We start from the raw sequence: 23785 nt of genomic DNA on the forward strand, positions 1-23785 counted from the left end.
GGCGCCCGTGTAGTAAGAAGTCATCAAGCATCAACAGTCCAAGAGGAATCCATGAGTGCAATCGTAGATATCATCGGTCGCGAAGTTCTCGACTCGCGCGGTAACCCGACGGTCGAGTGCGACGTCCTGCTCGAATCCGGCGTGATGGGCCGCGCGGCAGTGCCGTCGGGCGCATCCACCGGCTCGCGCGAAGCCATCGAGCTGCGTGACGGCGACAAGTCGCGCTACCTCGGCAAGGGCGTGCTGAAGGCGGTCGAGCATATCAATACTGAAATCTCCGAAGCCATCATGGGCCTGGACGCTTCCGAGCAAGCCTTCTTGGACCGCACCCTGATCGACCTCGACGGCACCGACAACAAGGCCCGCCTTGGCGCCAACGCCACGCTGGCCGTGTCGATGGCCGTGGCCCGCGCCGCTGCCGAAGAAGCCGGCCTGCCGCTGTACCGCTACTTCGGCGGGTCGGGCGCGATGCAGATGCCGGTGCCGATGATGAACATCGTCAACGGTGGCGCGCACGCCAACAACAGCCTGGACATCCAGGAATTCATGATCATGCCGGTGTCGCAAACGAGCTTCCGTGAAGCCCTGCGTTGCGGCGCTGAAGTGTTCCACGCACTGAAGAAGATCCTGTCCGACAAGGGCATGTCCACGGCGGTTGGCGACGAGGGCGGCTTTGCCCCCAACTTCGCTTCCAACGAAGAGTGCCTGAACACCATCCTGCTGGCCATCGAGAAGGCTGGCTACCGTGCTGGCGAAGACGTGCTGCTGGCGCTGGACTGCGCGGCGACCGAGTTCTATCACGAAGCCGAAGGCCAGTACCACCTGGATGGCGAAGGCCTGAAGCTGACCTCGACCCAGTTCGCCGACTACCTGGCCAACCTGTGCGACAAGTTCCCGATCGTGTCGATCGAGGACGGCATGGGCGAAGGCGACTGGGACGGCTGGAAGGTGCTGACCGACAAGCTGGGCAAGCGCGTGCAGCTGGTGGGCGACGACCTGTTCGTCACCAACACCAAGATCCTGAAGGAAGGCATTGAAAAGGGCATCGGCAACTCGATCCTGATCAAGATCAACCAGATCGGCACCCTGACCGAAACCTTCGCCGCCATCGAAATGGCCAAGCGCGCCGGCTACACGGCCGTGATCTCGCACCGTTCGGGCGAGACCGAGGACAGCACCATCGCCGATATCGCGGTGGGCACCAACGCCGGCCAGATCAAGACCGGCTCGCTGTCGCGTTCGGACCGTATCTCGAAGTACAACCAGCTGCTGCGCATCGAGGAAGATCTCGGTGATATCGCCAGCTACCCGGGCAAGAGCGCGTTCTACAATCTGCGCTAAGCTCGTGCCATGCGCCGGCCGCGCACGATGCCGTGGCCGGCGCATGACGCAACTTCCTTTTTTCGCTTAAGCGCCAGAATCCATGCGCCTGATCTCGTTGCTGTTGTTTGTGCTGTTGCTCGCCATCCAGTATCCACTATGGCTGGGCAAGGGCGGCTGGCTGCGTGTGTGGGATATGGACAAGCAGGTGCAGGAACAGAGCGCGCACAACCAAGCGCTCAAGCTGCGCAATGCCAAGCTGGAAGGGGAAGTGAAGGACCTGCAGGATGGCACCGGCGCCATTGAGGAGCGTGCCCGCTATGAGCTGGGCATGGTCAAGGATGGCGAGGTGTTCGTGCAGTTCGTGGCACCGGCCCCCAAGGTCAGCGCCACGCCGCCGCTGCCGCCTCCGGCGAACTCCCCGGCATTCAATCGCCACTGACTGGCGTCTTTCCCGTTTTCTATCTCGTAGCGTCTGCCGCCGTTGCTCCGCAACGGCATGGATGAAGCATGCTCGCGTCCTTGGTTGCTTGCCGCACCAGTTTCGTCGGCCGCTTACCGCTGCTTACCACCAGTACGGATAGCCACCGTAGCCCCAGCCCCGGTATCCCGGGCTGCTGAATCCGACTCCGCCGCCCCAGTGCCCGCCGCCCCAGCCGCCGTAATACAGGTTCCAGCTAGGCGAGGGATAGGCATAGTAGCTTGCCGCCCGCGCCATGGCTTGCGCCTGTTGCTGGCGGGCAATCGCGGCATCCTGCTCGCGCAGTACCTGGCGGTTCAGCTCGCCGATCTTCTGGATGTCTTCCGCGGTGACGGGAGGCGGCGGCACGGCGTTGGGCGCCAGGCGGGCCGTCGGCGGCGAGCCGTTGAGGTCGCGCGGCAACTGGGCGCAGCCGCCGCAGGCCAGCACGGCGCCAAGCAGCATGGCGCTGATTGTGGCGCACGGGTGAGAGGACAAAGCGGACATGATGATTCCCTGACTCTGGTGGGGCGCTGACGCTTGGACCCCGGCGCAGGGCAGAAAGGTTCCTGCCGTTGCGCTTCGCATCATGGCTTGCACCGTCGCTCGCATCGCCGTCCCGCGCGTTGCCGCTCAGTGCTGCTGGCCCGCGCCGTCGCCGGCGCCGGTAGCCACGGGGACCGGCGTGAACAGCTGCGCGCAATCGACCGGGTCGAAGTGGTACTGCTGGCCGCAGAAATCGCATTGGATTTCCACTTCGCCGCGTTCCACCAGGATGTCTTCAATCTCCACGCGGCCCAGGTTCTGCAGCATGCCCGCCACCTTGGCGCGCGAGCACGAGCATTGGAAGTGCGGGGTCAGCGGCTCGAACACACGCAGGCCGGTGGCTTCCAGGTCTTCCCAGAACAGGCGGCGCAGCAAGGTGTCCGGCGTCTCGGCAAGCAGTTCGGCGTCCTTCAGCGTGGCGCCGAGCTGGCAGGCACGGTCCCAGGTGTCGAGGTCCTGCGCGCGGGCTGTGTCCGCCAGCGGCGCGCCGGTTTCGCCCACTTGCGCGGGCTCACGCTCGGCGTGGCCTTCCAGCGTGCCACCGTAGGAGGGCAGCTTTTGCAGCAGCATGCCTGCAGCGACCTTGTCGTCGGCGGCCAGCCATAGCCGCGTGTCGAGCTGCTCGGACGTCTGCATATAGTGCTCGAGCACGGCGGTCATGGATGTCATCGGGCCATGCTTGTCGGCCAGCGGCACGATGCTCTGGTACGGCTGCTGCCCGGGCAGCTTGTCCTGCGGGTCCAGCGTGATGGCGAAGCGGCCGTGGCCGCTGACGTTGACGAGATCCGCCAACGTGGCGTCGTCGGCCAGCGTCACGCCTTCGGCCAGCTTGGCCGTTGCGCGCATCGACAGGTCGGACAAGCACTCCACCACCAGCATGCGCACCGGGCCATCGCCGTGCACTTGCATCACCAGCGCGCCGTTGAACTTCAGGTTGGCCGAAAGCAGGGCGGCGGCCGACATCATTTCGCCCAGCAGCCGGCGCACCGGCGTGGGGTAATGGTTGCGGCGCAGCACTTCTTGCCAGGTGGCCTGCATGCGTACCAGCTCGCCGCGCACGGGGGCCGCGTCGAACAGGAATTTCTGCAGGGTGTCAGGGGTGGTGGTGTCAGTCACGATGATCCGTCGGTAAATCGGAGCCGCTGGCGCGGCGCCTTGGTCGCTTAGTCGATGCGTTTGAGTTGTGTCTTGTACATGGCCTGGCGGGTGGCGTAGGTCTCGGCATTGCGATACAGGTTGGCTACGTCCTGCTCGGTGAGCTCGCGCACCACCTTGGCCGGCGCGCCGAGGATCAGCGAGCGGTCCGGGAACACCTTGCCTTCGGTGACCACGGCGCCGGCGCCGACAAGGCACTCCTTGCCGATCACCGCACGGTTCAGGATCACCGCCTGGATGCCGATCAGCGAGCCTTCGCCCACGGTGCAGCCGTGCAGCATGGCCTGGTGGCCGATCGAGACCTTGTCGCCGATGGTCAGCGGGCAGCCGGGGTCGGTGTGGAGCACGGTGCCTTCCTGCACATTGCTGGACTCGCCAACCACGATCGGCTCGTTGTCGCCTCGGATCACCACGCCTGGCCATACACTGGCACGTGCCTTGAGCATCACGTTACCGATGATGGTGGCCTCCGGCGCCACGTAGGCATCCGGATCGATGGTGGGGGCAACGTCGCCGAGCTGGTAAAGCGCCATGGGGTCTCCTGCACAAGTTCGTATGGGTATATGGGGTTTGCCGCCGGGCTTTAAAGGGTCGTGGGCGGGCCTGCTGGCATAGGGTGCCACCTGCCGGGCCCTACAATGGCGGCAAACCGGATTTTACGCTTATGCCAGCAAACCTACCCGATGCCGCGTCTCCTGGCGCCCCTGACCCCGATCGCGGTGCCGCGCCTGGCGCTTTATCCGGCGTGGCGGCGCCGTCCTTGCGCCGCCAGGCGCTTGCCATCCTCTGCCTGAGCGACGCGCACGAGAAGGCCGCGGCCACGCGCCGGATGCGGCTGGCGGCCGAGGCCATGGCGCCGGAGGCCCTGGGCATCGGCGAGGCGATCGCGGCCGAGTTGCCGCTGCCCGGCCGGCCGCCGCTGCCCGAACTGGTGGCGCCGCAGCGGGTGGAGCGCAGGCGGTCCATCCATACGCCCGCCGGCCGCGCGGCGCTGATCCACGCGCTCGCGCATATCGAGTTCAACGCGATCAACCTGGCGCTGGATGTCATCTGGCGATTCGACGCGATGCCGGTGGCCTTCTACCTGGACTGGCTGCGCGTGGCCGACGAGGAGGCGCTGCATTTCAGCCTGCTCGCGCAGCACCTGGCCACGCTGGATGCGCGCTACGGCGATTTTCCGGCGCACAACAGCCTGTGGGAGATGGCGGACAAGACCGCCGGCGATGTGCTGGCGCGCATGGCGCTGGTGCCGCGCACGCTGGAGGCGCGCGGGCTGGATGCCTCGCCACCGGTGCGCGCCAAGCTCGCAGCCGCCGGTGATCATGAGGCCGCCGCCATCATCGACATCATCCTGCGCGACGAGGTGGGTCACGTAGCCATCGGCAACCGCTGGTACCGCTGGCTGTGTGCCTGCCGTGGCCTGGACCCCGTCGCCACCTACGCCGAACTGGCCGCGCGCTACCAGGCACCGCGCCTGCGGCCGCCCTTCAACCTGGCAGCGCGCCGCGCGGCGGGTTTCGACGAGGATGAGCTGGCGTGGCTCGAGGGACAGGCCGCTCAGTTGTATTCCGTCACCACGACATAGCCCTGCTTGCCGGCGCTACCGGGGCCTGCTGTGAATTGCACGGGCACGACCGAGGCGCGCGCTGCCGCCAGTTGGACGACCCGGCCAGGCAGCAGCGGCAGGGAGGCGGACTCCGCGGCATGGGTGCCGTTTGCCGGGCAATTGACCGAGGCGGTCCCGCTCGTGCTGATTTGCGTATTGCAGGGCGGCGCGACGATGGCCCCCCGGAAGTAGATCACGCCATCCGCGGCCCACGCGGATACCGAAAGCAAAGCACTCGCCAGGGCCAACGGCAGCCGGAGCGCGAAGCGGTGGGAGGCGGCGCGGCCGGTGCTTGCAAACGTGCTCATCGTGATCTCCTGTTCGTCATTAACTTGAAGCACATTGGGAAATTTCTGCGTGCTCTTTGGGAACTTTATTTCCCAAGATTGGGAAAAACAATCAAGATAATCCGAGTTTTCCCAACCCTTTTTTTTGCACTACTCTGTTAGGTCAGGTTGCGGAATGTGCTGCTATCCACCGTGCTGATGCTACTGAGGGGTATAGGAATTACCCTTGTTAAAAGGGCGAAAATGGAATGGTTCCGATTGGCATTTATACGAATAATCTTATAAATTTTTCGGAAAAAATGAGCTGGCATGGATGCCCCCTCCTGCGACTGGAACGTGTGGTCTGATCTGCCGAATGGGATGCGCCATAGCGATGCGCTCCGCATGTCCTTGCTAACGTCAGATTCGGCGAAAACTTGACTGTCGGGAGGGCGACGCATATCGATGCGCGCGATCGGTTGTCCGTGGCGCGGCAGGTTGTGCCGGCCGGACGCTGGGAGGCGGGGCTTGGAGGGCGGGTTTGAGCGCCAGGGACAGGGGCGGGTGCGAGCCTTGCGGCCGCACCCGCCTGCCAGTGCTACGGGCGGGCTGGCGCGGCGCGCCGGGCTTCGATCTCGCGCAGCGCGCGCCGCTGGATCTTGCCAGTGGTGGTCATCGGCAACTGCGCGATGAATTCGATGATCTTGGGATATTCATACGGCGCTAGCTGGCCGCGCACATGCTGCTGCAGCTCGGCGACCAGCGCGGCGTCGGCCTGCGCCGAACGCACAATCGATGGCACCAGCACGATGAATGCCTTGACCACCGCGCCGCGCTCCGGGTCCGGCGAGGGCACCACCGCGCAGTTCGACACGGCGGGATGCTTGAGCAGGCAGTTCTCGATCTCGGTCGGGCCAATGCGGTAGCCGGAGGATTTGAAGACATCGTCGGCGCGCCCCTGGTACCACAGGTAGCCGTCTTCGTCGATGCGCGCCAGGTCGCCCGTGCGGCACCAGCGCAGGCCGTCGCGCTCCAGGTACTTGCCGGCGGTGGCGTCCTCGTTGCGCCAGTAGCCGAGGAAGAACACGGGGTCGGGATGGCCGTGGGCGTCGGTGCTGCACACGGCCACCTCGCCGTCCTCGCCCGCCGCGCAGGGCCTGCCTTCGTCGTCGACCACGGCGATGCGATGGCCGGGGTAGGGCCTGCCCATCGAGCCCGGGCGCGCCGGCCAGCCTAGCTGGCCATCGTTGTTCTGCGCGGTGCAGTTGCCCACGATGTAGTTGATTTCGGTCTGGCCGAACATTTCGTTGACGACCACGCCGAGCGCGTCGCGGCACCAGGCGAACACGGTTTCCCCCACGGCTTCGCCCGCGCTCATCAGCGCGCGCAGGTGCAACTGGTAGTGCTTGCTCGGCGCGGGGCAGGTTTTCATCATCTGCTTGAGCGCGGTGGGAAACAGGAAGGTATTGGTGACGCGATAACGCGCCATCAGCGCGAAGGCGGTTTGCGCGGAGAACCTGCCTTGGTAACCCACGATGGTCTTGCCGAAATACAGCGTGGGCATCAGTGCGTCCCACAGCCCGCCGGTCCAGGCCCAGTCCGCGGGGCTCCAGAACACGTCGCCGGCCTGGGGAAACCAGTTTTGCGAACAGACGAAGCCGGGGAGGTTGCCTATCAGCGCGCGGTGCGGGATCAGGGCGCCCTTGGGCGGGCCGGTGGTGCCGCTGGTGTAGATCAGCACCGCCGCCTCGTCGGCCTTGGTCACGACTGCGGTGAACGCCGGCAGCTCGGCCGCCAGCAGCGCATCCCAGTCGTGCTCCGCGCGGCCCACGGCGGCACCGGCGCCGATCACCGTGGCCAGCGCCGGGCACTCGGCGCGCGCGGCCAGCACGTTGTCGATGGAGGATTCGTCTGCAATCGCCACGCACGCCTCGCTGTGCTGGAGACGGTACGCCAGGGCTTGCGGGCCGAACAGCATCGACAACGGCATGGCGATGGCGCCGAGCTGGTAGATCGCCATATGCGCAATCACCGTCTCGATGCGCTGCGGCATGACGATGCCCACGCGGTCGCCCCGCGCCACACCCAGCGTGCGCAGCGCCCGGGAGAGGCGATCGGCCTCGGCCTGGATGAAGGCGTAGCTGTAGCTGGCGCGGCGCCCGTCCTCGTGCTCGGTGTGAACCGCGATGCGATCCATCGTGGCCGGGTCGCGCGCCCAGCGGCCGCAGCATGCGTCGGCCAGGTTGAAAAACTCGGGCACATGCCAGTGGAATTGCGAGTGTAGCGCGGGATAGTCGTCGCGCCGGCTGGCTGGCAGGGCGGATGCGGCCATGCTGGGTCTCCTGGGTTGCGTTCGGGATGCGGGCCGGGCCGGCTTGCCGCTATAATCCGCAAACGAACGATCGTTCTATTTTTAGGCTTCCCCGTTGCCACGGGTGAAAGCGTCCGCCACGATCAGGGAAAAGTCACCCGGGGAGACACCATGGCAATCAGAGAAACCTCGCGCTCGGAATTTATCACGTTGCGCGGCCTCAATATGCACGTGCGCCACTGGGGCGAGCCCGGTGCGCCCACCTTGTTCCTGCTGCATGGCTGGATGGACGTGGCCGCCTCGTTCCAGTTCATGGTGGACGCGCTGGAACGCGATTGGCACGTGATCGCCCCGGACTGGCGCGGCTTTGGCCAGACCGACTGGCCTACGCGCTACCCCGGCACCGAGTCCTACTGGTTTCCCGACTATGTTGCCGATCTCGAGGCCGTGCTCGACCACTACCAGCCGGACGCGCCGGTGAACCTGGTGGGGCACAGCATGGGCGCCAACGTGGCTTGCTTCTACGCCGGCATCCGCCCCGAGCGGGTGCGCCGCGTGGTTGACCTGGAGGGGTTTGGCATGACCGGCACGCGCGCCGAGCAAGCACCCGGGCGCTATGCGCGCTGGCTCGACGAGTTGCGCGAGCGCCAGCCGTTGCGCTCCTATGACAGCGTGGGGGCGGTGGCGGCACGGCTGCAGAAGACCAATCCGCGCCTGCCCGATGACCGCGCCGCCTTCCTGGCCGAGCACTGGTCAGCGCGCAATGCGCAAGGCCGCTGGGAGATCCTGGGCGATGCCGCGCACAAGATGGTCAATCCGGTGCTGTACCGGCTCGACGAGGTGATGGCGATCTGGGCGCAGGCCACCGCGCCGGTGCTGCACGTGGAAGCACGCAATTCGCAAACGCTCAGCCACATTGCAAAGGACCAGCCGCTGGCGGAGTTCAAGCAGCGCTTCAAGGCGTTTCGCGATTTCCGCGAGGCCATTGTCGATGACGCCGGCCATATGCTGCATCACGACCAGCCGCGGGTGGTGGCCGGGCTGGTCGAGTCTTTCTGCGTCTGACGCTGTGGGCCGTGCAGGCTGTCGCGCTCAGGCGTGCGTCAGCTTTTCCTTGAGCGTGGCGTTGTTGCTGGTGTGCACATGAACCAGTGCCTTTTCCGGGAAGGCATAGTGATAGGCGCGCCGCAGGGCCAGGGCTGCCTCGTGGAAGCCCGAGAGGATGAGCTTTTGCTTGTTGGGGTAGAAGGCAATGTCGCCCGCGGCGAAAATGCCGCGGCGGGACGTTTCGTAGGTGGTGGTATCCACCATGATGCGCCCGGCGCGCATGTCGAGGTCCCACTGGGCGATCGGGCCGGGCTCGGAGACGAGGCCGTACAGCGCGACGAGTTCGTCGGCAGGCAGGCTGATCGTGTCTTCCCGGGTACGAATGTCGACCCCGGCCAGGGAGCCACCCTCGGTCTTGAGCGCGCCCAGCATGCCCACCACGAAGTCCATCTCGCCGGCGGCCACGGCCGCGCGCATTTCGGCCACCGTACCGTCGGCCGCGCGAAAGCCTTCCCGGCGGTGCAGCAACGTAACGCGCGCCGCGGTCTTGCGCAGCGCCAGCGCCCAGTCCAGGGCGGAATCTCCGCCGCCGGCCACCACCACGCGCTTGCCGGCGAAGCGCGCGGTGTCGCGCACAGCGTAGTGCAGGTGGCGGTCTTCCAGCGCGGCGGCCTCGGGCAGCGCCACGCGTTGCGGGGCGAAAGCGCCAGCGCCGGCGCAGATCAGCACTGCGGCCACGTCGAAGCGCTTGCCGGTGTCGGTTGTGACCAGCAGGCGGTGCGGGTGCTCATGGCCGGCCGTGCCGTGAGCTTCGGGCGGGACCTCGGCCAGGCCGTTGGCGCGCTCGTTGAAATGCATGGGAAAAGCGAACGGCGCGCATTGCTCGAGCAGGCGGTCGACCAGGTCCTGTGCCAGGCACCCCGGCACCGCGGGGATGTCGTAGATCGGCTTTTCCGGGTAGAGCTCGGTGCACTGTCCGCCGGCGCGGTCCAGCACGTCGATGAGCTCGCACTTCAGCCCCAGCACACCCGCCTGGAAGGCGGCAAACAGGCCGACCGGGCCGGCGCCGACGATCAGCACATCGGTGCGGATCACGTCGGCCGGGACGGTTGGGGTGCGGGAATCAGGCGTGGCGCAAGCAGGGGTTTGGGTCGGCATGGCTTGGCGGGCGGCGCGCGTGGCGGCGCCCGGCAGGAGGGTCGTCAGGCCCCAACTATACCGCGCGGGGCCGGCCCTGCCGCCTACGCCAGCGTTGGCGGCAGGGCTATCGGCGCGGATGTGTGGGCCAGCCCACGCGGCGCGCATTGGCGCGGTATTAAAGTCGGATTGAAGTTGGATTAGCGCGGAATTATCGCGAGAGTAGAATAGACGCATGCAAAATTCACACGCAATCAACGCAGATCTGCATTGCCATTCCACGGTGTCCGACGGCATGTTGTCCCCCGAGGACGTGGCCGCGCGCGCGCATGCCGGCGGCGTGGCGTTCTGGGCGCTGACGGACCATGACGAGGTCAAGGGCCAGGCCAGGGCGCGGGCCGCGGCCGAGGCGCTTGGCATGCGCTACGTGCCCGGGGTGGAGATCTCGGTGACGTGGGCCGGGCAGACCGTGCATATCGTTGGCTTGCAGATCGACCCCGGCAGCCAGGTGCTGGTCAATGGCCTGGCAGCCACGCGCTCCGGGCGGGCCGCCAGGGCGCAGGACATCGGCGAAGCGCTGGCCGCGATCGGCATCGAGGGCGCCTATGAGGGCGCGCTGCGCCACGTCGGTAATCCCGACCTGATCTCGCGCACCCATTTCGCGCGCTGGCTGGTGGAAGAAGGGCGGTGCAAGACCATCAGCGAAGTGTTTGACGACTACCTCGGCGAAGGCTGCCCGGGCTATGTCGGGCACCGCTGGGCCAAACTGGCCGATGCGGTGGGCTGGATCCAGGCGGCCGGCGGCATTCCTGTGATGGCGCACCCGGGCCGCTACAACTACACGCAACTCCAGCACGATGCGCTGTTCGACGAGTTCAAGCAGCTCGGCGGGGCCGCGGTCGAGGTGGTCACCGGCAGCCATACGCCGGAGCAGTACCGCCAATATGCCAATGTCGCGCATCACTATGGCCTGCTGGGCTCGCGCGGCTCGGACTTCCACGGGCCGGGCGAGGGACGGATCGAGCTGGGCTCGCTGCCGCCGCTGCCGTCGTCGGTCACCCCGGTCTGGCATGACTGGTAAGCCGCGCCGGCCAACGGCCGCCCCGCGCCCAGCCCGCCCGAACCCGCCATGCGCTCCCTTCGCTTCTCCCCATCGCAGAACTGGCCTGGAATGCGCGCGGCGTTTGCGCCCATCCCGCGGCCGGTCGCCCCAGGCCCGCACATGTCCCAATACTTCGAGATCCATCCGCTCAACCCGCAATCCCGCCTGATCAAGCAGGCCGCGCAGATCATCGGGCAGGGCGGGCTGATTGCCTTGCCCACCGACTCCAGCTATGCGCTGGCCTGCCGGCTCGACGACAAGGCCGCGGTAGAGCGGCTGCGCCGCTTGCGCGGGATCGACGACAAGCACCATCTGACCCTGATGTGCAGCGATTTGTCGGAGCTTGGCAACTTCGCGCGGGTGGACAACCGGCAGTACCGCTGGCTCAAGGGCGCCACGCCCGGGCCCTACGTCTTTATCCTCGAGGCCACCAAGGAAGTGCCGCGCCGGCTTTCGCATCCCGCCCGCAAGACCATTGGCGTGCGGGTGCCCGACCATCCCATTCCGCTGGCGCTGCTGGCCGAAGTGGGCGAGCCGCTGATTTCGGCTACTTTGCAGTTGCCGGGCGACGAAGCCCCGCTCAACGAGCCGGAGGTGATCCGCGCCCGGCTGGAAAAACTGCTGGAACTGGTGATCTGCGGCGGCGCCGCGCCCGCGCAGCCGACCACGGTGATCGACCTGACCGCCGGCGAGCCCGAGCTGGTGCGGCAAGGACGCGGCGATATCGAGCGTTTTGGACTGTGATTGCCACCGAACAGTCGCTTTGCCGCAGCCCCGGTACAATAGTGACCCATGGATTCTTCTCTGATTCAGACCCTAGCGGTCTACGCCCTGCCGGTCCTGTTCGCCATCACGCTGCATGAAGCCGCGCACGGCTACGTGGCCAAGCTGTTTGGCGACAACACCGCCTACTCGATGGGCCGCGTCAGCCTTAACCCGGCGCGCCATATCGATCCCATCGGCACCATCGCGGTGCCGCTGCTGCTCTATTTCATGACCAGCGGGCAGTTTGTCTTCGGCTACGCCAAGCCGGTGCCGGTCGCCTTCGACCACCTGCGCAATCCGCGCTGGCATGGCATGTGGGTGGCGCTGGCGGGCCCGGGCAGCAATGTGCTGCAGGCCTTCCTGTGGGCGCTGGTGGCGGTTGGCCTGGTGGTGGGCAGGGTGCCGGAGCCGTTCTTCACCCAGATGGCGCAGGCCGGCGTGCTGGTCAACCTGGTGATGGCTGCGTTCAACCTGTTCCCCGTGCCGCCGCTCGACGGCGGCCGCGTCCTGACCGCGTTGTTGCCGCAGCGGATCGCGCATGCGGTGTCGCGCATCGAGCCCTATGGCATCTTCGTGGTGCTGGCGCTGGTGGCGGCTGGCGTGATCACCAAAGTGTGGATGCAGCCGGTGATGGGGGCGCTCAGGAGCCTGGTGTTGCTGATGCTGCAACCCATCCTGGCGCTGGTGCAGTAAGCCGCGCCGCGGCGCCGGCGCCCATGCCGGCGCAGACCTCGAATACGCGTACCCGTACCTGCACCGATTCCCACAAATACAGATAGACATGTTTCCCGATCGCGTTCTTTCCGGCATGCGGCCTACCGGCGCGCTGCACCTGGGCCACTATCACGGCGTACTCAAGAACTGGGTCCAGCTCCAGGCCGAATATCCCTGTTTCTTCTTCGTGGCAGACTGGCACGCGCTCACCACGCACTATGAATCGCCGGAGGTGATCGGCGAATCCGTTTGGGAGATGCTGATCGACTGGCTCGCCGCCGGCGTCGATCCCGAGCGCGCCACGCTGTTCATCCAGAGCCGCGTGCCCGAGCATGCCGAGCTGTTCCTGCTGCTGTCGATGGGCACGCCGCTGGGCTGGCTGGAGCGGGTGCCGACCTACAAGGACCAGATCGAGAAGCTCAAGGACAAGGATCTCTCCACCTACGGCTTTCTCGGCTATCCGCTGCTGCAGGCCGCCGACATCCTGATCTACCGCGCTGGCCGTGTGCCGGTGGGCGAGGACCAGGTGCCGCATGTGGAGATCACGCGCGAGATCGCGCGCCGCTTCAACTACCTGTACGGGCGCCAGCCGGACTTCGAGGCGCAGGCGCAGGAGGCCGCCAAAAAGCTGGGCGGCAAGCGCACCAAGGCTTATCTGGAACTGCGCCGCGCCTATCAGGAGCAGGGCAAGGCAGAGGCGCTCGAGGAGGGCGGCGCGCTGGTGGCGCAGTCGCAGAGCCTGGCCGCCGAAGACCGTGAATTGCTGCTGGGCTACCTGGGCGGTTCGCGCAAGACTATCCTGGTCGAGCCGCAGGCGCTGCTGACCGCGGCATCGCGCATGCCCGGGCTGGACGGCCAGAAGATGTCGAAGTCCTATGGCAACACCATCCGCATGCGCGAGGACAAGGCGTCGGTGGAAAAAAAAGTGCGTACCATGCCGACCGATCCGGCGCGCGTGCGCCGCACCGATGCCGGCGACCCGGCGCGTTGCCCCGTGTGGCAACTGCACCAGGTCTATACGGACGCGCCCACCCGCGAGTGGGTCGAGAAGGGCTGCCGCAGCGCTGGCATCGGCTGCATCGAATGCAAACAGCCGGTGATCGAGGGCATCCTGCGCGAGCAGCAGCCCATGCTGGAGCGGGCGCAAAAATACATGGACGATCCGGCGCTGCTGCGCGCCATTGTCGACCACGGCTGCGACCGGGCCAGTCAGGTGGCGCGCGAGACGATGCGCGACGTGCGCACCGCCATGGGCCTGGGGTACCGGTGAGCACGGCGGCGGGCATCCCCCACGCGCCGCTGGGCGCACCGTCACCCTGGGTGGCGCGCTGGGCGCATCTGGTGCGCCCGGGCGGCCGCGTGCTCGACCTGGCCTGCGGCAATGGCCGGCACGCCACCTGGTTCGCGCGCCGCGGCCATGCGGTGCTGGGCGTCGATCGCGATGCGGCGGCATTGGCCGCGCTGGCGGCTTTGCCCGAAGGCGTCGCCACGCGCGCGGCCGACCTGGAGCAGGGCACGTGGCCGCTGGCGGATGAGCCGGGCTTCGACGCGATCGTGGTCACCAACTACCTGCACAGGCCGCTTTGGGCGCATTTGTTCGCTGCGCTGGCGCCGGGTGGCGTGTTTCTTTACGAAACCTTCGCGGCTGGCAACGAGACCGTGGGCAAGCCTTCGAACCCGGATTTCCTGTTGCAGCCGGGCGAGTTGCTGGATGCCGTGCACGGCATCTTGCGGGTGATTGCCTACGAAGATGGTGTGCTGGAAGTGCCTAAAGCTGCCTTTGTGCAGCGTATTTGCGCGATTCGCGAAGATATAGGCAAAACGGGCGGCGGAGCGCCGCCGCGGTATCCTTTGCCGGGCTGAAGTGCGGCCCCGGTTATTTGCGGGCCCGGTCGGCGAGACCTGGGCTTCACGCGTTGAACTGCCTTGGGTTTTCCCCGGTCGAAGGTGCGGTCGGAAGGCCTTGGGTATCCGGTACAATCGCGGTATTCGTTTCTCGAATTCTCAAACGTTATGACACAGATTAACGGCAGCATCGTCGCTATCGTGACGCCGATGCAGGAAGATGGCAGCCTGGATTTCCCCGCGCTGCGCGCCCTGGTCGACTGGCACGTGGCCGAGGGCACCGATGGCATCGTGATCGTCGGCACCACCGGCGAGTCGCCCACGGTGAACGTGGATGAGCATTGCGAGCTGATCCGCGTCGCCGTGGAGCAGGCCGACAAGCGCATCCCGATCATCGCCGGCACCGGCGGCAACTCGACCAAGGAAGCGATCGAGCTGACCGCGTTTGCCAAGCAGGTCGGCGCCGATGCGTCGCTGCAGGTGGTGCCCTACTACAACAAGCCCACCCAGGAGGGCATGTATCGCCATTTCCGCACGATCGCGGAAGCGGTGGACCTGCCTGTCGTGCTGTACAACGTGCCGGGCCGTACCGTGGCCGACATGCAGCACGACACCATCCTGCGTCTGGCGCAGGTACCGGGCATCATCGGCGTCAAGGAAGCGACCGGCAATATCGACCGTGCCGCGCAACTGATCAAGGATGCGCCGCAGGGCTTCTCCATCTACAGCGGCGATGATCCCACGGCGATTGCCCTGATGCTGCTGGGCGGCCATGGCAATATCTCCGTCACGGCCAACGTGGCGCCGCGCAAGATGCACGAATTGTGCGTGGCTGCCCTGAAGGGCGACGCGATTACCGCGCGTCGCATCCATATGGAACTGGTTGCGCTGAACAAGGCGATGTTCGTCGAGGCCAACCCGATTCCCGTCAAGTGGGCGCTCCAGCAAATGGGCAGAATGCAGGGTGGCATCCGCCTCCCGCTTACTCCGCTGTCACCGGAATACCACGATGTGGTGCGCAAGGCGCTGTCGGCGGCCGGCCTGCTCGGCTGATCGCACTGTGTTTTGCCGTCATCCCTCAACTAGGATTGCGTGTCAATGAAACTCAAGCTTAACCGCCACGGTGCAACGCAAGTTGGCCGTGCCGCCCTGGTCTTGCCCGTGCTTGTGGCAAGCGCGTTGTCCGGTTGCAGCAGCATCAACGACGCGATGGCGCCCGACAAGATCGACTACAAGTCCGCTGCCAAGCGCACCTCCACGCTGGACGTGCCGCCGGACCTGACCAAGATCGAAGGCGACCGCCGCTACTCCGTGCCGGATCAGAACGGCACGTCCACCTTGTCGACCTACAACCAGTCGAACAAGGTCGTGCAGCAGCAGGTGGGCGCCGAGAACGTGCTGCCCTCCACGCAAGGCATCCGCATGGAGCGCGACGGCAACCAGCGCTGGCTGGTGATCAGCAACGGCATGCCGGCGGACAAGCTGTGGCAGTCGATGCGCGAATTCTGGCAGGAGAGCGGTTTCCTGCTGGTGCAGGACTCGCCCGAGACCGGCATCATGGAAACCGACTGGGCCGAGAACCGCGCCAAGATCCCGCAGGATTTCATCCGCAACACGATCGGCAAGGTCTTCGACGGGCTGTACTCGACGTCCGAGCGCGACAAGTTCCGCACGCGCTTGGAGCGCTCGCAGAACGGCAACCTGGAAGTCTTCATCAGCCACCGTGGTGCGCAGGAGCAACTGACTGGCATCGACAAGTCGACCACGACCTGGACGCCGCGCCCCTCCGATCCGGAGCTGGAGGCCGAATTCCTTTCGCGCTTCGCGCAGCGCCTGGGCGTGCAGAAGGAGCAGGCCGACCGCATGGCCAAGAACCCCGCTTCGCCGGCAGCCGCCGCTGCGGGCGCCACTGCCGCAAAGGGTGCAGCGCCTAGCGCCAATGCTAACCTGACCCAGGTCAATGGCAGCCAGGCACTGCAGTTGTCCGAGCCGTTCGACCGCGCCTGGCGCTCGGTCGGCCTGGCGCTGGACCGCGTGAATTTCACGGTGGAAGACCGGGACCGCGCGCAAGGCCTGTACTACGTGCGCTATGTCGACCCGCGCGACACCGTGGACAATCGCGGTTTCTTCTCCAAGCTGTTCACCAAGACCGGCACCGAGGACAGCAAGAAGGCGAAGAAGTATCGCGTGGCACTGAAGGGTGATGGCACTGGCACGACCGTGACGGTGCAGAACGATGCGGGCCAGCCGGAAGGCACCGAAGTCGGCAAACGCATTCTTTCGCTGCTCGACGAGCAACTGCGCTGACCGGCATGCGGGTCACGCAAACCACCCCGCGGCGCCCTGCCGCGAGGTGGCTCGCCGGGCTGCCAGGGGAGGCAGGCGCATGATGCGCTTTGCCTTCCTCGGTAGCGGCAGCGAGGGCAATTCCCTGTTGATCGAGTCGCAAGAGGGCACCACCACGACCAGGGTGTTGCTCGATTGCGGCTTCGGCATTCGCGAAACCGCGCGGCGGCTGGAGCGGCTCGGCATCACGCCGGATCAGCTCGATGCCGTGCTGGTTACCCACGAGCACGGCGATCATGTCGGCTCGGCTTACGCCTTTGCTTCCCGTCACGACCTGCCGGTACATACCAGCCACGGCACCTGGCTTGCCACCTCGCACATGCGCGGGGCGGACAAGGCCGACGTGCGCGTGTGTGGTGCCGACCATCCGTTGGCGATCGGCAACCTCCACATCCTCCCATACACCGTGCCGCACGATGCGCGTGAGCCGTTGCAGTTCGTGCTCAGTGACGGCGACGCCCGCCTGGGCGTGCTGACGGATGCAGGCATGGAGACGCCTTACGTCACCGCGCGGCTGGCGGGGGTGCATGCCCTGGTGCTGGAATGTAACCACGATCGGGAGATGCTGCGCAATTCCGCCTACCCGTATTCGCTGAAGCAGCGCATTGGCGGCGATTTTGGCCACCTTGCCAATGAAGTGGCGGCCGGCATCCTGGAGCGAGTGGCGCATGCGGGGCTGCAGCGCGTGGTGGCCGCGCACCTGAGCCAACAGAACAATACCCGGGAGCTGGCCACCCAGGCACTGGCCACGGCGCTGGGCGTGTCGTCAGACGAAATCCTGGTGGCGGACCAGCACGAAGGACTGGGCTGGCAGCCGGTCAGGGCCTGAGACGCGGCGGGCAATGCGCCGGCGAAGCCTGCAGACGTAAAGCTACAGACGTAAAAAAGCCGACCCGAAGGTCGGCTTTTTTATCGGTCGAGACCGATTACTGCTTAGCAGCAGCAGCCGATGCGTCAGCAGCCGGTGCCGAAGCGTCAGCGGCAGCGGCCGGAGCCGATGCGTCAGCAGCGGGAGCAGCAGCCGGAGCCGATGCTTCAGCCGGAGCAGCAGCAGCCGGAGCCGAAGCTTCCGGTGCCGGAGCAGCGGCTTCTTCTTTCTTGCCGCAAGCGGCGAGAGCAACGGCGGCGAGCAGCGATGCGATCAGGAGAGACTTCTTCATTGTTCGTCCTTTAACTTTAATAACAGAAAAACAGGCGATGAATAATTACCGGTAATTATCGCTCTTGAACTGCAAAATAGAGGCTCTCCCGGGTGCCGACAAATGCAGTGGTACACAGTACTAGCCAGCCGGTGATTATATCCGCGTTTTCCCGGCTTGTGTAGCGCTGTCTTTTCCTGTTTTTGGTTGTTACGGATTATTACAGCGAAGCAGGTCCGAATTGCAGCCAGCCCTCCAGCGCCCAGTGATGGAAAGTCTCCATCAGATCCGGCAGGTCCGCGCAGGCAGCCACTTCCACGGCGCTCAGGCAGCGCCGGTCCGCCAGCAGGCGCAGCCAGCGCGCCAGCGCCGAGGGCGGCTCGTAAGCTTCGCCATTGATAAAGAAATGCGCGCGGTCATACAACGCGATGGATCCCGGCGCAAGCACGACGCCATGAGCCAGGGCGAGTTTGTTGTATTTCTTCAGCGTGATTTCGGATATTTCCGCAAACTCCACGCTTGGCTTGGGCTCGGAGAGATGCGCGCCCAGAAACTCCGAAACCATGCTACCCGACCAACGGAGGGCGCTCAGTTTCTCGGTCACCGCCCGCACCATCTGGGCAGGCAGCTGGGCTGGATGTGATGTTGCCGGCTCGCCGGCATCCGCGTAGCGCCCGCTCAAATCCTCGTTGTCCTCGACCGTTTCCGACAGCCAGGCCAGGAAGTGCCCCGCCAGTTCGCGGTAGGCCGGTGCGCGAAAGCCGATCGAGTACGTCATGCACTCGCCGTCGGCCACGCCGTCGTGGGCATACTGAGGTGGCAGGTACAGCATGTCGCCTGGCTCCAACACCCATTCTTCTTCGGCCGTGAAGTCCGACAGGATCTTGAGCGGCAGGTCCGGGACCAGGTCGAGCTTGGTCTGGGACGAGATGCGCCAGCGGCGCCGGCCCGATACTTGCAACAGAAAAACGTCGTAGGAATCGAAGTGCGGGCCCACGCCGCCGCCGTCGGTGGCGTAGCTGACCATCAGGTCGTCCAGGCGCGCATCCGGGACGAAACGGAATTGCCCCAGCAAGTCCGCGGCTGCACTATCGTGGAGGTTAACGCCCTGCACCAGCAGCGACCATTGACGGGCTTTCAGGGAGGGCAGGTTGTCGGCGGCGAAGGGGCCTTGTTCGAGCTTCCAGCGGTTGCGAAAGTGCGACACCAGGCGCGACTCGACGTCGTCGCGGTCGGCCAGTTGGAAAAGCGACTCGCGCGATACCGGCGGCACGATTCCCGGTACGGCTTGTCGAATCAGCAGGGGTTTGCGGTGCCAGATATCGCGCATGAAAGCAGCTGGCGTCATGCCACCCAGGAGGGTGAGCGGCGCGTCAGGATCGACGGGGCCGGGGGGCAAGGCCTGCGCGTATAATGCGGAATCGTTCATGGAGTCAAGAATTGAAAATCGCTAAGAACACGGTGGTATCCGTGGTGTACAAGCTGTCGGATGCGCAGGGCAATCTGATCGAGGAGTCGGATGAGCCGATGGTTTACTTGCACGGCGGATATGATGGCACGTTCCCCAAGATCGAGGAAGCGCTGGAAGGCCATGAAGCCGGCTTCGAAACCCAGTTGCAGCTCGAGCCCGAGGAAGCCTTCGGCGATTACGACGCCGATATGGTCAAGGTAGAGCCGCGCGACCGTTTCCCCGAGCCGCTGGAAGTCGGCATGCAATTCGAAGGCGTGCCCGAAGACGGCGACGACGAAGACTCGATCATCTACACCGTGACCGACGTGGCCGAAGACAAGGTGGTGCTGGATGGCAACCACCCGCTGGCCGGCATGGCGCTGCGTTTCTGGCTGCAGGTAGCGGAAGTCCGCGAAGCCACGGGCGACGAAGTGCAGCACGGCCACGCGCATGGCGCCTCGGGCATCGAAGTCGTGGACGAAGATGAGGACGACGAAGGCGACGGCAGCCGCACGCTGCACTGAGTGCGCCACGCGCGCGCGCCCTCGCGGAAGGTCCCACGAATAAAGCCGGCATCGCCGGCTTTTTCTTTGTGGTGCGGGGTTGGGCTGACGCTATTCATTCCGCCTCGGGGCCATCCTTGAGCGTGACCTCAAACAGCGACGGCGACCCCGGCGTGATCACCAGTTCGGTGTACTGGCCGGGCGCGCCGCCTGGCAACACCACGCGGGAGACGTTGCGCAGCGTCTTGCCGCTGGCATCTTTCAGTGGCGTATCGATGCCGAAGCCGCCCAGGCCGGTATGCACCAGCAGGACCTGGCCACGGTAGCGCCCGGCCAGCTCGCGCAACTGGCGCTTGAACTCCAGGAAGCCATCGCGCGCGCGCCGGCGCAGGAAGCCATCGAGCAGGGAGGGCTTGCCGCGCTGCTCCCAGCCGTTGCCGAACTGTGGGTCGGCATGCATGAGCAGCACGATGCCGGGCAGGTTCTGCTGCTGCGCCAGCGAAAACGCGCGCGCCAGCCATTGGCGGTTGGCCTCGCGGCGATCCTCGAACTCGCCGTTGCGCCCGCCTTCCGAGCGATAGTGATTGTTGTCGCCCGGCAGGTTCAACCCCACCAGCATGACGCGCCCAGCGTGCCAGCGCACGTTTTCCCGATAGCTGCGAAAGGTAGCCTGTTCGGACTGCCGCATCAGCGGCAGTACCCGCTGGCCCAGCGTGGTATCGGCCGGATAGAACAGCTCGCGCAGGCGGTTCAGCCGCTCCACCGCATCGAAGCGCCCGTTGGCGGCGCGAGCGCATTCCGCCCAGTCGGTTTCGCCAGGCAGGTAGACGAGCGGCAGCGGCGACTGGTCGAGCAACCGCTGGCGAGCGGAAAGCAGGGTGTCGCCGCAGGATTCGGTATCGCCCTTGATGCCGCCCAGATGGACGACAAACTCCAGCCGGCGCGCGGCCAGGAAATCGAGCAGGCGGGCGGTGCCCGCTTCGGCGGCCGGCCACTGCGGCTGGTCGGCGATCAGGGCCACGCGTATCGTTTCGGCAGCCGGAGCCGGAGCCGGAGCCGGAGCCCGGGCACGGTTCGCCGCCTGGCCCGGCAGCGCCAGCAACACGCCAAGCATGGCCAGTCCGGCCAGGAGCAGCCAGCGCTGGCGCACGATCCCGGTTGGCGTCATGCGGTGGCTACGGCATCCTTGGCGAGCGCGCGCAGCCGATAGAGCGCGTCGAGTGCATCGCGCGGCGTCAGGCTGTCCGGGTCGAGCTCGGCCACCGCGTCTAGCAAGGCGGCCTGCTGCACGGAAATCGCATTGACCGGCTGGCCATTGCCAAAGGTCCCGTCTTTGCCTTCGCCTTGTTCCAGGTAGTCGTCGTCATCGTCCGGGGGCGAGGGCGGCGCGGCGAACAGATCCAGCTGCGGCGTGGGCGTGGCGTCCGCCGACTGTTGCTCCAGCCAGGCCAGGTGCTTGCGCGCGGCGCGGATCACCGGCTGCGGCACGCCCGCCAGCTGCGCCACCTGCAGGCCGTAACTCTGGCTGGCAGGCCCATCCTGTACGGCATGCAGGAAGACGATGCCATCGCCATGCTCGACCGCGGACAGGTGGACATTGGCCGCCTGCGTGAACTCCTGCGGCAGTTGCGTCAACTCGAAATAATGGGTGGCAAACAGTGTATGGCTGCGGTTATGCGCCAGCAGGTGGCGCGCGATCGCCCACGCCAGCGCGAGGCCGTCGAAGGTCGACGTGCCGCGGCCGATCTCGTCCATCAGCACCAGGCTGGCAGGCGTGGCGTTGTGCAGGATGCTGGCGGCCTCGGTCATTTCCACCATGAAGGTGGAGCGCCCACCCGCGAGGTCGTCGGCGGCGCCGATGCGGGTGAAGATGCGGTCGATCGGGCCGATCACCGCGCGCCGCGCCGGTACATAGGCGCCCACGCAAGCCAGCAGCACGATCAGCGCGGTCTGGCGCATGAAGGTCGATTTACCGCCCATGTTCGGGCCGGTGATCAGCAGCAGCTTGCGCGCTTCGGTCAACTGGCAATCATTGGCGATGAACGGCACGGATTCCGCGGCGAGCTGGCCCTCCACGACCGGATGGCGGCCCTGGGTCAGGTCGATCACGTTCTCGGCTACGCGCTCGGGCTGGGTCCAGTCCAGCGTCTGTGCACGCTCGGCCAGCGCCGCGAGGACGTCCAGGCGGGCCAGCGCGCCGGCCACCCGCTGCAACTCGCCGATATGCGGCAGCAATTGCTGGAGCAATGCGTCGTACAGCTGCTTCTCGCGTACCAGCGCGCGGTCTTGCGCGGACAGGGCCTTGTCCTCGAAGACCTTGAGCTCGGGCGTGATGTAGCGCTCGGCGTTCTTCAGCGTCTGGCGGCGGCGGTAGTCGTCGGGGACCTTGTCGGCCTGGCCGTTGGTCACCTCGATGTAGAAGCCATGCACGCGGTTGTATTCCACGCGCAGGTTGGCGATGCCGGTGCGAGTGCGCTCGCGGGCTTCTAGGTCGACCAGGAACTGCCCGCAGTTCTCCGAGATATCGCGCAGCTCATCGAGCGTGGCATCGTAGCCACGGGCGATCACGCCGCCATCGCGGACCACGGTGGCCGGCTCCGGCGCCACCGCGCTGGCCAGCAGGGCATGGCATTCCCAGGGCACCGCCAGTTCCGTCAACGTCTGGTTGAGCAACGGCGCGGCATCGTCAGCGCGCAGGCAGGCCTGCACGTCGGGCAGGGCGGTCAGCGTGTCGCGCAGGGAGGACAGGTCGCGTGGGCGCGCATTCATCAGGGCCAGGCGTGCGGTAATGCGTTCCACGTCGGACAGCCGGCGCAGCGCCGCGCGCAGCGCATCGGTGCCCTGGCCGATCAGCGCGCCGATAGCCTGCTGGCGCGCCTGCGGGATGGCGCTGTCGCGCAGCGGATGGTGCAGCCAGTGGCGCAGCAGGCGGCTGCCCATGGCGGTGGCGCAGGTGTCCAGCAGCGAGAACAGCGTCGGTGACTCGCCGCCGCGCAGGGTCTCGGTCAGTTCCAGGTTGCGCCGCGTGGCGGTGTCCAGCCCAACGAATTCGGATTCGCGCTCGACCGTCACGCCCTTCACATGGCGCAGCGACTGCCCCTGGGTGGAAGCCGCGTAGTTCAGTAGCGCGCCGGCGGCGCCGAGCGCCGCGCCCAGCCCGGCACAGCCAAACGGATCGAGGCTGGCCACGCCGAGCTGCTCGCGCAGGCGGCGGGTGCCGGCTTCCTGGTCGAAATGCCACTCCGGCAGCCGGGTGCGCGCGCACTCCAGCGCAGGCAGCTCGATGTCATCGGCATACAGCAGCTCCGCCGGGCGGATCCGTTCCAGTTCGCGGCCGAGCTGCGCCACCTCGCACTCCATCAGGCGCAGCTCGCCGCTAGCCAGGTTGAGCCAGGCCAGCCCGGTCTTGCTCACGCCGCGGCGCGTGGTTTGCTGGTGCACCGCCATCAGGTAGGTATCGACCTTGTCCGGCAGCAGTGCCGCGTCGGTCAGCGTGCCCGGCGTGACGATGCGCACCACCTTGCGTTCCACCGGCCCCTTGCTGGTGGCCGGGTCGCCGATCTGCTCGCAGATTGCCACCGATTCACCCAGCTTGACCAGCCGCGCGAGGTATTGGTCCACCGAATGGAAGGGGATCCCGGCCATGCGGATCGGCACGCCGTTGGAGCTGCCGCGCGACGTCAGGGTGATGTCGAGCAGGCGCGAGGCCTTCTCGGCATCGTCGTGGAAGAGCTCGTAGAAGTCGCCCATCCGGTAGAACAGCAAGGTGTCCGGATGGTCGGCTTTCAGGCCGAGGTACTGCGCCATCATGGGCGTGTGCTTTTCCGCGCTGCCGGCCTTGGGCTCGGTCTTGGCGGACTGTCGGGGTTCTACGGACATGCAATCCTCTCGGGCGGCTTTGGCGAAGCCGCCTGTTTTCGGGTACTCCGGCGGCCCGGAGGCCTGGCGCGGATAAAACCCGCATTTTACTGCGAGCCGGCCCCCGAAGGGGGCGGAAGGGTGCAGGAAGGGTGGCAGGAACCGAGCCGGCCGGGCGTTTACAAAAAAAATACGCGGCCATCCGTCTCTTTACA

General features: G+C 66.3%; 23 protein-coding genes. 13 read left to right on the plus strand and 10 right to left on the minus strand.

Annotation, left to right across the window (positions count from 1 at the left end):
* Nucleotides 1–51: 51 nt before the first annotated feature.
* Nucleotides 52–1341, plus strand: coding sequence for a phosphopyruvate hydratase (eno, locus tag AC07XB_RS19395; RefSeq protein ID WP_043344931.1), 1290 nt, complete (start codon nucleotides 52–54; stop codon nucleotides 1339–1341).
* Nucleotides 1342–1423: 82 nt separating this feature from the next.
* The gene (gene ftsB / locus AC07XB_RS19400; protein WP_174422818.1) at nucleotides 1424–1762 is read left to right on the plus strand and encodes a cell division protein FtsB; all 339 of its coding nucleotides are present in this window, start codon (nucleotides 1424–1426) and stop codon (nucleotides 1760–1762) included.
* Nucleotides 1763–1885: 123 nt separating this feature from the next.
* Here the strand turns inward: ftsB and AC07XB_RS19405 are convergent, their stop codons facing one another.
* The 3 genes from AC07XB_RS19405 to AC07XB_RS19415 form a co-directional block, all read right to left on the minus strand.
* On the minus strand, nucleotides 1886–2287 hold the full coding sequence (locus AC07XB_RS19405) for a hypothetical protein (protein WP_492372675.1): 402 nt from the start codon (nucleotides 2285–2287) through the stop codon (nucleotides 1886–1888).
* A gap of 126 nt (nucleotides 2288–2413) precedes the next feature.
* Nucleotides 2414–3442 carry an Hsp33 family molecular chaperone HslO gene (gene hslO / locus AC07XB_RS19410; RefSeq protein ID WP_477133026.1) on the minus strand — a complete coding sequence of 343 codons (1029 nt, stop codon included), beginning with the start codon at nucleotides 3440–3442 and terminating at the stop codon, nucleotides 2414–2416.
* A gap of 47 nt (nucleotides 3443–3489) precedes the next feature.
* Complete coding sequence (locus tag AC07XB_RS19415; RefSeq protein WP_416048089.1) at nucleotides 3490–4014, minus strand: gamma carbonic anhydrase family protein; 525 nt, start codon at nucleotides 4012–4014, stop codon at nucleotides 3490–3492.
* Between the two features lie 131 nt (nucleotides 4015–4145).
* Here AC07XB_RS19415 and AC07XB_RS19420 point away from each other — a divergent pair, with 131 nt between their 5' ends.
* A complete protein-coding gene (locus AC07XB_RS19420; protein WP_492829429.1) occupies nucleotides 4146–5066 on the plus strand; it encodes a ferritin-like domain-containing protein in 921 nt (306 codons plus the stop codon).
* Here the strand turns inward: AC07XB_RS19420 and AC07XB_RS19425 are convergent.
* The gene (locus AC07XB_RS19425) at nucleotides 5039–5395 is read right to left on the minus strand and encodes a YmdA family protein (RefSeq protein WP_492372673.1); all 357 of its coding nucleotides are present in this window, start codon (nucleotides 5393–5395) and stop codon (nucleotides 5039–5041) included. The two genes, AC07XB_RS19420 and AC07XB_RS19425, sit on opposite strands and share 28 nt — an antisense overlap.
* 556 nt (nucleotides 5396–5951) lie before the next feature.
* Nucleotides 5952–7685 (minus strand): acetate--CoA ligase, encoded by a 1734-nt coding sequence (locus tag AC07XB_RS19430; protein ID WP_492829426.1) that lies wholly within the window; start codon nucleotides 7683–7685, stop codon nucleotides 5952–5954.
* A gap of 150 nt (nucleotides 7686–7835) precedes the next feature.
* Here AC07XB_RS19430 and AC07XB_RS19435 point away from each other — a divergent pair, with 150 nt between their 5' ends.
* Nucleotides 7836–8729, plus strand: coding sequence for an alpha/beta fold hydrolase (locus AC07XB_RS19435; RefSeq protein ID WP_492372671.1), 894 nt, complete (start codon nucleotides 7836–7838; stop codon nucleotides 8727–8729).
* 27 nt (nucleotides 8730–8756) lie between these two features.
* On the opposite strand, the gene AC07XB_RS19440 is transcribed toward AC07XB_RS19435, so the two are convergent.
* Entirely contained in the window at nucleotides 8757–9869 is a 1113-nt protein-coding gene (locus AC07XB_RS19440) for an NAD(P)/FAD-dependent oxidoreductase (RefSeq protein ID WP_492372670.1), read from the minus strand.
* A gap of 214 nt (nucleotides 9870–10083) precedes the next feature.
* Between AC07XB_RS19440 and AC07XB_RS19445 the strand changes: the two genes are divergently transcribed.
* The 8 genes from AC07XB_RS19445 (at nucleotide 10084) to AC07XB_RS19480 (ending at nucleotide 17449) form a co-directional block, all read left to right on the plus strand.
* Nucleotides 10084–10929 carry a 3',5'-nucleoside bisphosphate phosphatase gene (locus tag AC07XB_RS19445; RefSeq protein WP_416048095.1) on the plus strand — a complete coding sequence of 282 codons (846 nt, stop codon included), beginning with the start codon at nucleotides 10084–10086 and terminating at the stop codon, nucleotides 10927–10929.
* 141 nt (nucleotides 10930–11070) lie between these two features.
* Entirely contained in the window at nucleotides 11071–11694 is a 624-nt protein-coding gene (locus AC07XB_RS19450; protein WP_492372669.1) for an L-threonylcarbamoyladenylate synthase, read from the plus strand.
* Between the two features lie 48 nt (nucleotides 11695–11742).
* Nucleotides 11743–12408: a site-2 protease family protein gene (locus AC07XB_RS19455; RefSeq protein WP_492829423.1), complete on the plus strand. Its 666-nt coding sequence runs from the start codon at nucleotides 11743–11745 to the stop codon at nucleotides 12406–12408.
* A gap of 88 nt (nucleotides 12409–12496) precedes the next feature.
* Nucleotides 12497–13699 (plus strand): tryptophan--tRNA ligase, encoded by a 1203-nt coding sequence (locus AC07XB_RS19460; RefSeq protein WP_492372667.1) that lies wholly within the window; start codon nucleotides 12497–12499, stop codon nucleotides 13697–13699.
* Nucleotides 13696–14292 (plus strand): class I SAM-dependent methyltransferase, encoded by a 597-nt coding sequence (locus AC07XB_RS19465; RefSeq protein WP_492372666.1) that lies wholly within the window; start codon nucleotides 13696–13698, stop codon nucleotides 14290–14292. Before AC07XB_RS19460 ends, AC07XB_RS19465 begins: the two co-directional genes overlap by 4 nt.
* 150 nt (nucleotides 14293–14442) lie before the next feature.
* Nucleotides 14443–15327 (plus strand): 4-hydroxy-tetrahydrodipicolinate synthase, encoded by an 885-nt coding sequence (gene dapA / locus AC07XB_RS19470; protein WP_492372665.1) that lies wholly within the window; start codon nucleotides 14443–14445, stop codon nucleotides 15325–15327.
* Between the two features lie 45 nt (nucleotides 15328–15372).
* Nucleotides 15373–16581 carry an NlpB/DapX family lipoprotein gene (bamC, locus tag AC07XB_RS19475; RefSeq protein WP_492829421.1) on the plus strand — a complete coding sequence of 403 codons (1209 nt, stop codon included), beginning with the start codon at nucleotides 15373–15375 and terminating at the stop codon, nucleotides 16579–16581.
* A gap of 79 nt (nucleotides 16582–16660) precedes the next feature.
* Entirely contained in the window at nucleotides 16661–17449 is a 789-nt protein-coding gene (locus AC07XB_RS19480) for an MBL fold metallo-hydrolase (RefSeq protein ID WP_492372663.1), read from the plus strand.
* Nucleotides 17450–17546: 97 nt separating this feature from the next.
* Here AC07XB_RS19480 and AC07XB_RS19485 read toward each other — a convergent pair whose 3' ends face one another.
* Both AC07XB_RS19485 and AC07XB_RS19490 read right to left on the minus strand, forming a co-directional pair.
* A complete protein-coding gene (locus AC07XB_RS19485) occupies nucleotides 17547–17780 on the minus strand; it encodes a hypothetical protein (RefSeq protein ID WP_492372662.1) in 234 nt (77 codons plus the stop codon).
* Nucleotides 17781–17979: 199 nt separating this feature from the next.
* On the minus strand, nucleotides 17980–19188 hold the full coding sequence (locus tag AC07XB_RS19490; RefSeq protein WP_492829419.1) for a JmjC domain-containing protein: 1209 nt from the start codon (nucleotides 19186–19188) through the stop codon (nucleotides 17980–17982).
* An 11-nt stretch (nucleotides 19189–19199) separates the two neighbouring features.
* Here AC07XB_RS19490 and AC07XB_RS19495 point away from each other — a divergent pair, with 11 nt between their 5' ends.
* Nucleotides 19200–19733 carry an FKBP-type peptidyl-prolyl cis-trans isomerase gene (locus AC07XB_RS19495; protein WP_441633715.1) on the plus strand — a complete coding sequence of 178 codons (534 nt, stop codon included), beginning with the start codon at nucleotides 19200–19202 and terminating at the stop codon, nucleotides 19731–19733.
* A gap of 94 nt (nucleotides 19734–19827) precedes the next feature.
* Here the strand turns inward: AC07XB_RS19495 and AC07XB_RS19500 are convergent, their stop codons facing one another.
* A complete protein-coding gene (locus AC07XB_RS19500; RefSeq protein WP_492372660.1) occupies nucleotides 19828–20880 on the minus strand; it encodes a hypothetical protein in 1053 nt (350 codons plus the stop codon).
* The gene (mutS, locus tag AC07XB_RS19505) at nucleotides 20877–23591 is read right to left on the minus strand and encodes a DNA mismatch repair protein MutS (protein ID WP_492829417.1); all 2715 of its coding nucleotides are present in this window, start codon (nucleotides 23589–23591) and stop codon (nucleotides 20877–20879) included. The genes AC07XB_RS19500 and mutS overlap by 4 nt, the downstream gene beginning before the upstream one ends.
* Between the last annotated feature and the right edge of the window lie 194 nt (nucleotides 23592–23785).

Source organism: Cupriavidus sp. GW821-FHT02F09, from assembly GCF_059421605.1.

What these genes read in the sequence shown, in the direction of transcription:
- eno (WP_043344931.1), top strand. Translation starts at nt 52, where the DNA reads ATGAGTGCAATCGTAGATATCATCGGTCGCGAAGTTCTCGACTCGCGC.
- ftsB (WP_174422818.1), top strand. Translation starts at nt 1,424, where the DNA reads ATGCGCCTGATCTCGTTGCTGTTGTTTGTGCTGTTGCTCGCCATCCAG.
- AC07XB_RS19405 (WP_492372675.1), bottom strand. Translation starts at nt 2,287, where the DNA reads ATGTCCGCTTTGTCCTCTCACCCGTGCGCCACAATCAGCGCCATGCTG.
- AC07XB_RS19415 (WP_416048089.1), bottom strand. Translation starts at nt 4,014, where the DNA reads ATGGCGCTTTACCAGCTCGGCGACGTTGCCCCCACCATCGATCCGGAT.
- AC07XB_RS19420 (WP_492829429.1), top strand. Translation starts at nt 4,146, where the DNA reads ATGCCAGCAAACCTACCCGATGCCGCGTCTCCTGGCGCCCCTGACCCC.
- AC07XB_RS19425 (WP_492372673.1), bottom strand. Translation starts at nt 5,395, where the DNA reads ATGAGCACGTTTGCAAGCACCGGCCGCGCCGCCTCCCACCGCTTCGCG.
- AC07XB_RS19430 (WP_492829426.1), bottom strand. Translation starts at nt 7,685, where the DNA reads ATGGCCGCATCCGCCCTGCCAGCCAGCCGGCGCGACGACTATCCCGCG.
- AC07XB_RS19435 (WP_492372671.1), top strand. Translation starts at nt 7,836, where the DNA reads ATGGCAATCAGAGAAACCTCGCGCTCGGAATTTATCACGTTGCGCGGC.
- AC07XB_RS19440 (WP_492372670.1), bottom strand. Translation starts at nt 9,869, where the DNA reads ATGCCGACCCAAACCCCTGCTTGCGCCACGCCTGATTCCCGCACCCCA.
- AC07XB_RS19445 (WP_416048095.1), top strand. Translation starts at nt 10,084, where the DNA reads ATGCAAAATTCACACGCAATCAACGCAGATCTGCATTGCCATTCCACG.
- AC07XB_RS19450 (WP_492372669.1), top strand. Translation starts at nt 11,071, where the DNA reads ATGTCCCAATACTTCGAGATCCATCCGCTCAACCCGCAATCCCGCCTG.
- AC07XB_RS19455 (WP_492829423.1), top strand. Translation starts at nt 11,743, where the DNA reads ATGGATTCTTCTCTGATTCAGACCCTAGCGGTCTACGCCCTGCCGGTC.
- AC07XB_RS19460 (WP_492372667.1), top strand. Translation starts at nt 12,497, where the DNA reads ATGTTTCCCGATCGCGTTCTTTCCGGCATGCGGCCTACCGGCGCGCTG.
- dapA (WP_492372665.1), top strand. Translation starts at nt 14,443, where the DNA reads ATGACACAGATTAACGGCAGCATCGTCGCTATCGTGACGCCGATGCAG.
- bamC (WP_492829421.1), top strand. Translation starts at nt 15,373, where the DNA reads ATGAAACTCAAGCTTAACCGCCACGGTGCAACGCAAGTTGGCCGTGCC.
- AC07XB_RS19480 (WP_492372663.1), top strand. Translation starts at nt 16,661, where the DNA reads ATGATGCGCTTTGCCTTCCTCGGTAGCGGCAGCGAGGGCAATTCCCTG.
- AC07XB_RS19485 (WP_492372662.1), bottom strand. Translation starts at nt 17,780, where the DNA reads ATGAAGAAGTCTCTCCTGATCGCATCGCTGCTCGCCGCCGTTGCTCTC.
- AC07XB_RS19490 (WP_492829419.1), bottom strand. Translation starts at nt 19,188, where the DNA reads ATGAACGATTCCGCATTATACGCGCAGGCCTTGCCCCCCGGCCCCGTC.
- AC07XB_RS19500 (WP_492372660.1), bottom strand. Translation starts at nt 20,880, where the DNA reads ATGACGCCAACCGGGATCGTGCGCCAGCGCTGGCTGCTCCTGGCCGGA.
- mutS (WP_492829417.1), bottom strand. Translation starts at nt 23,591, where the DNA reads ATGTCCGTAGAACCCCGACAGTCCGCCAAGACCGAGCCCAAGGCCGGC.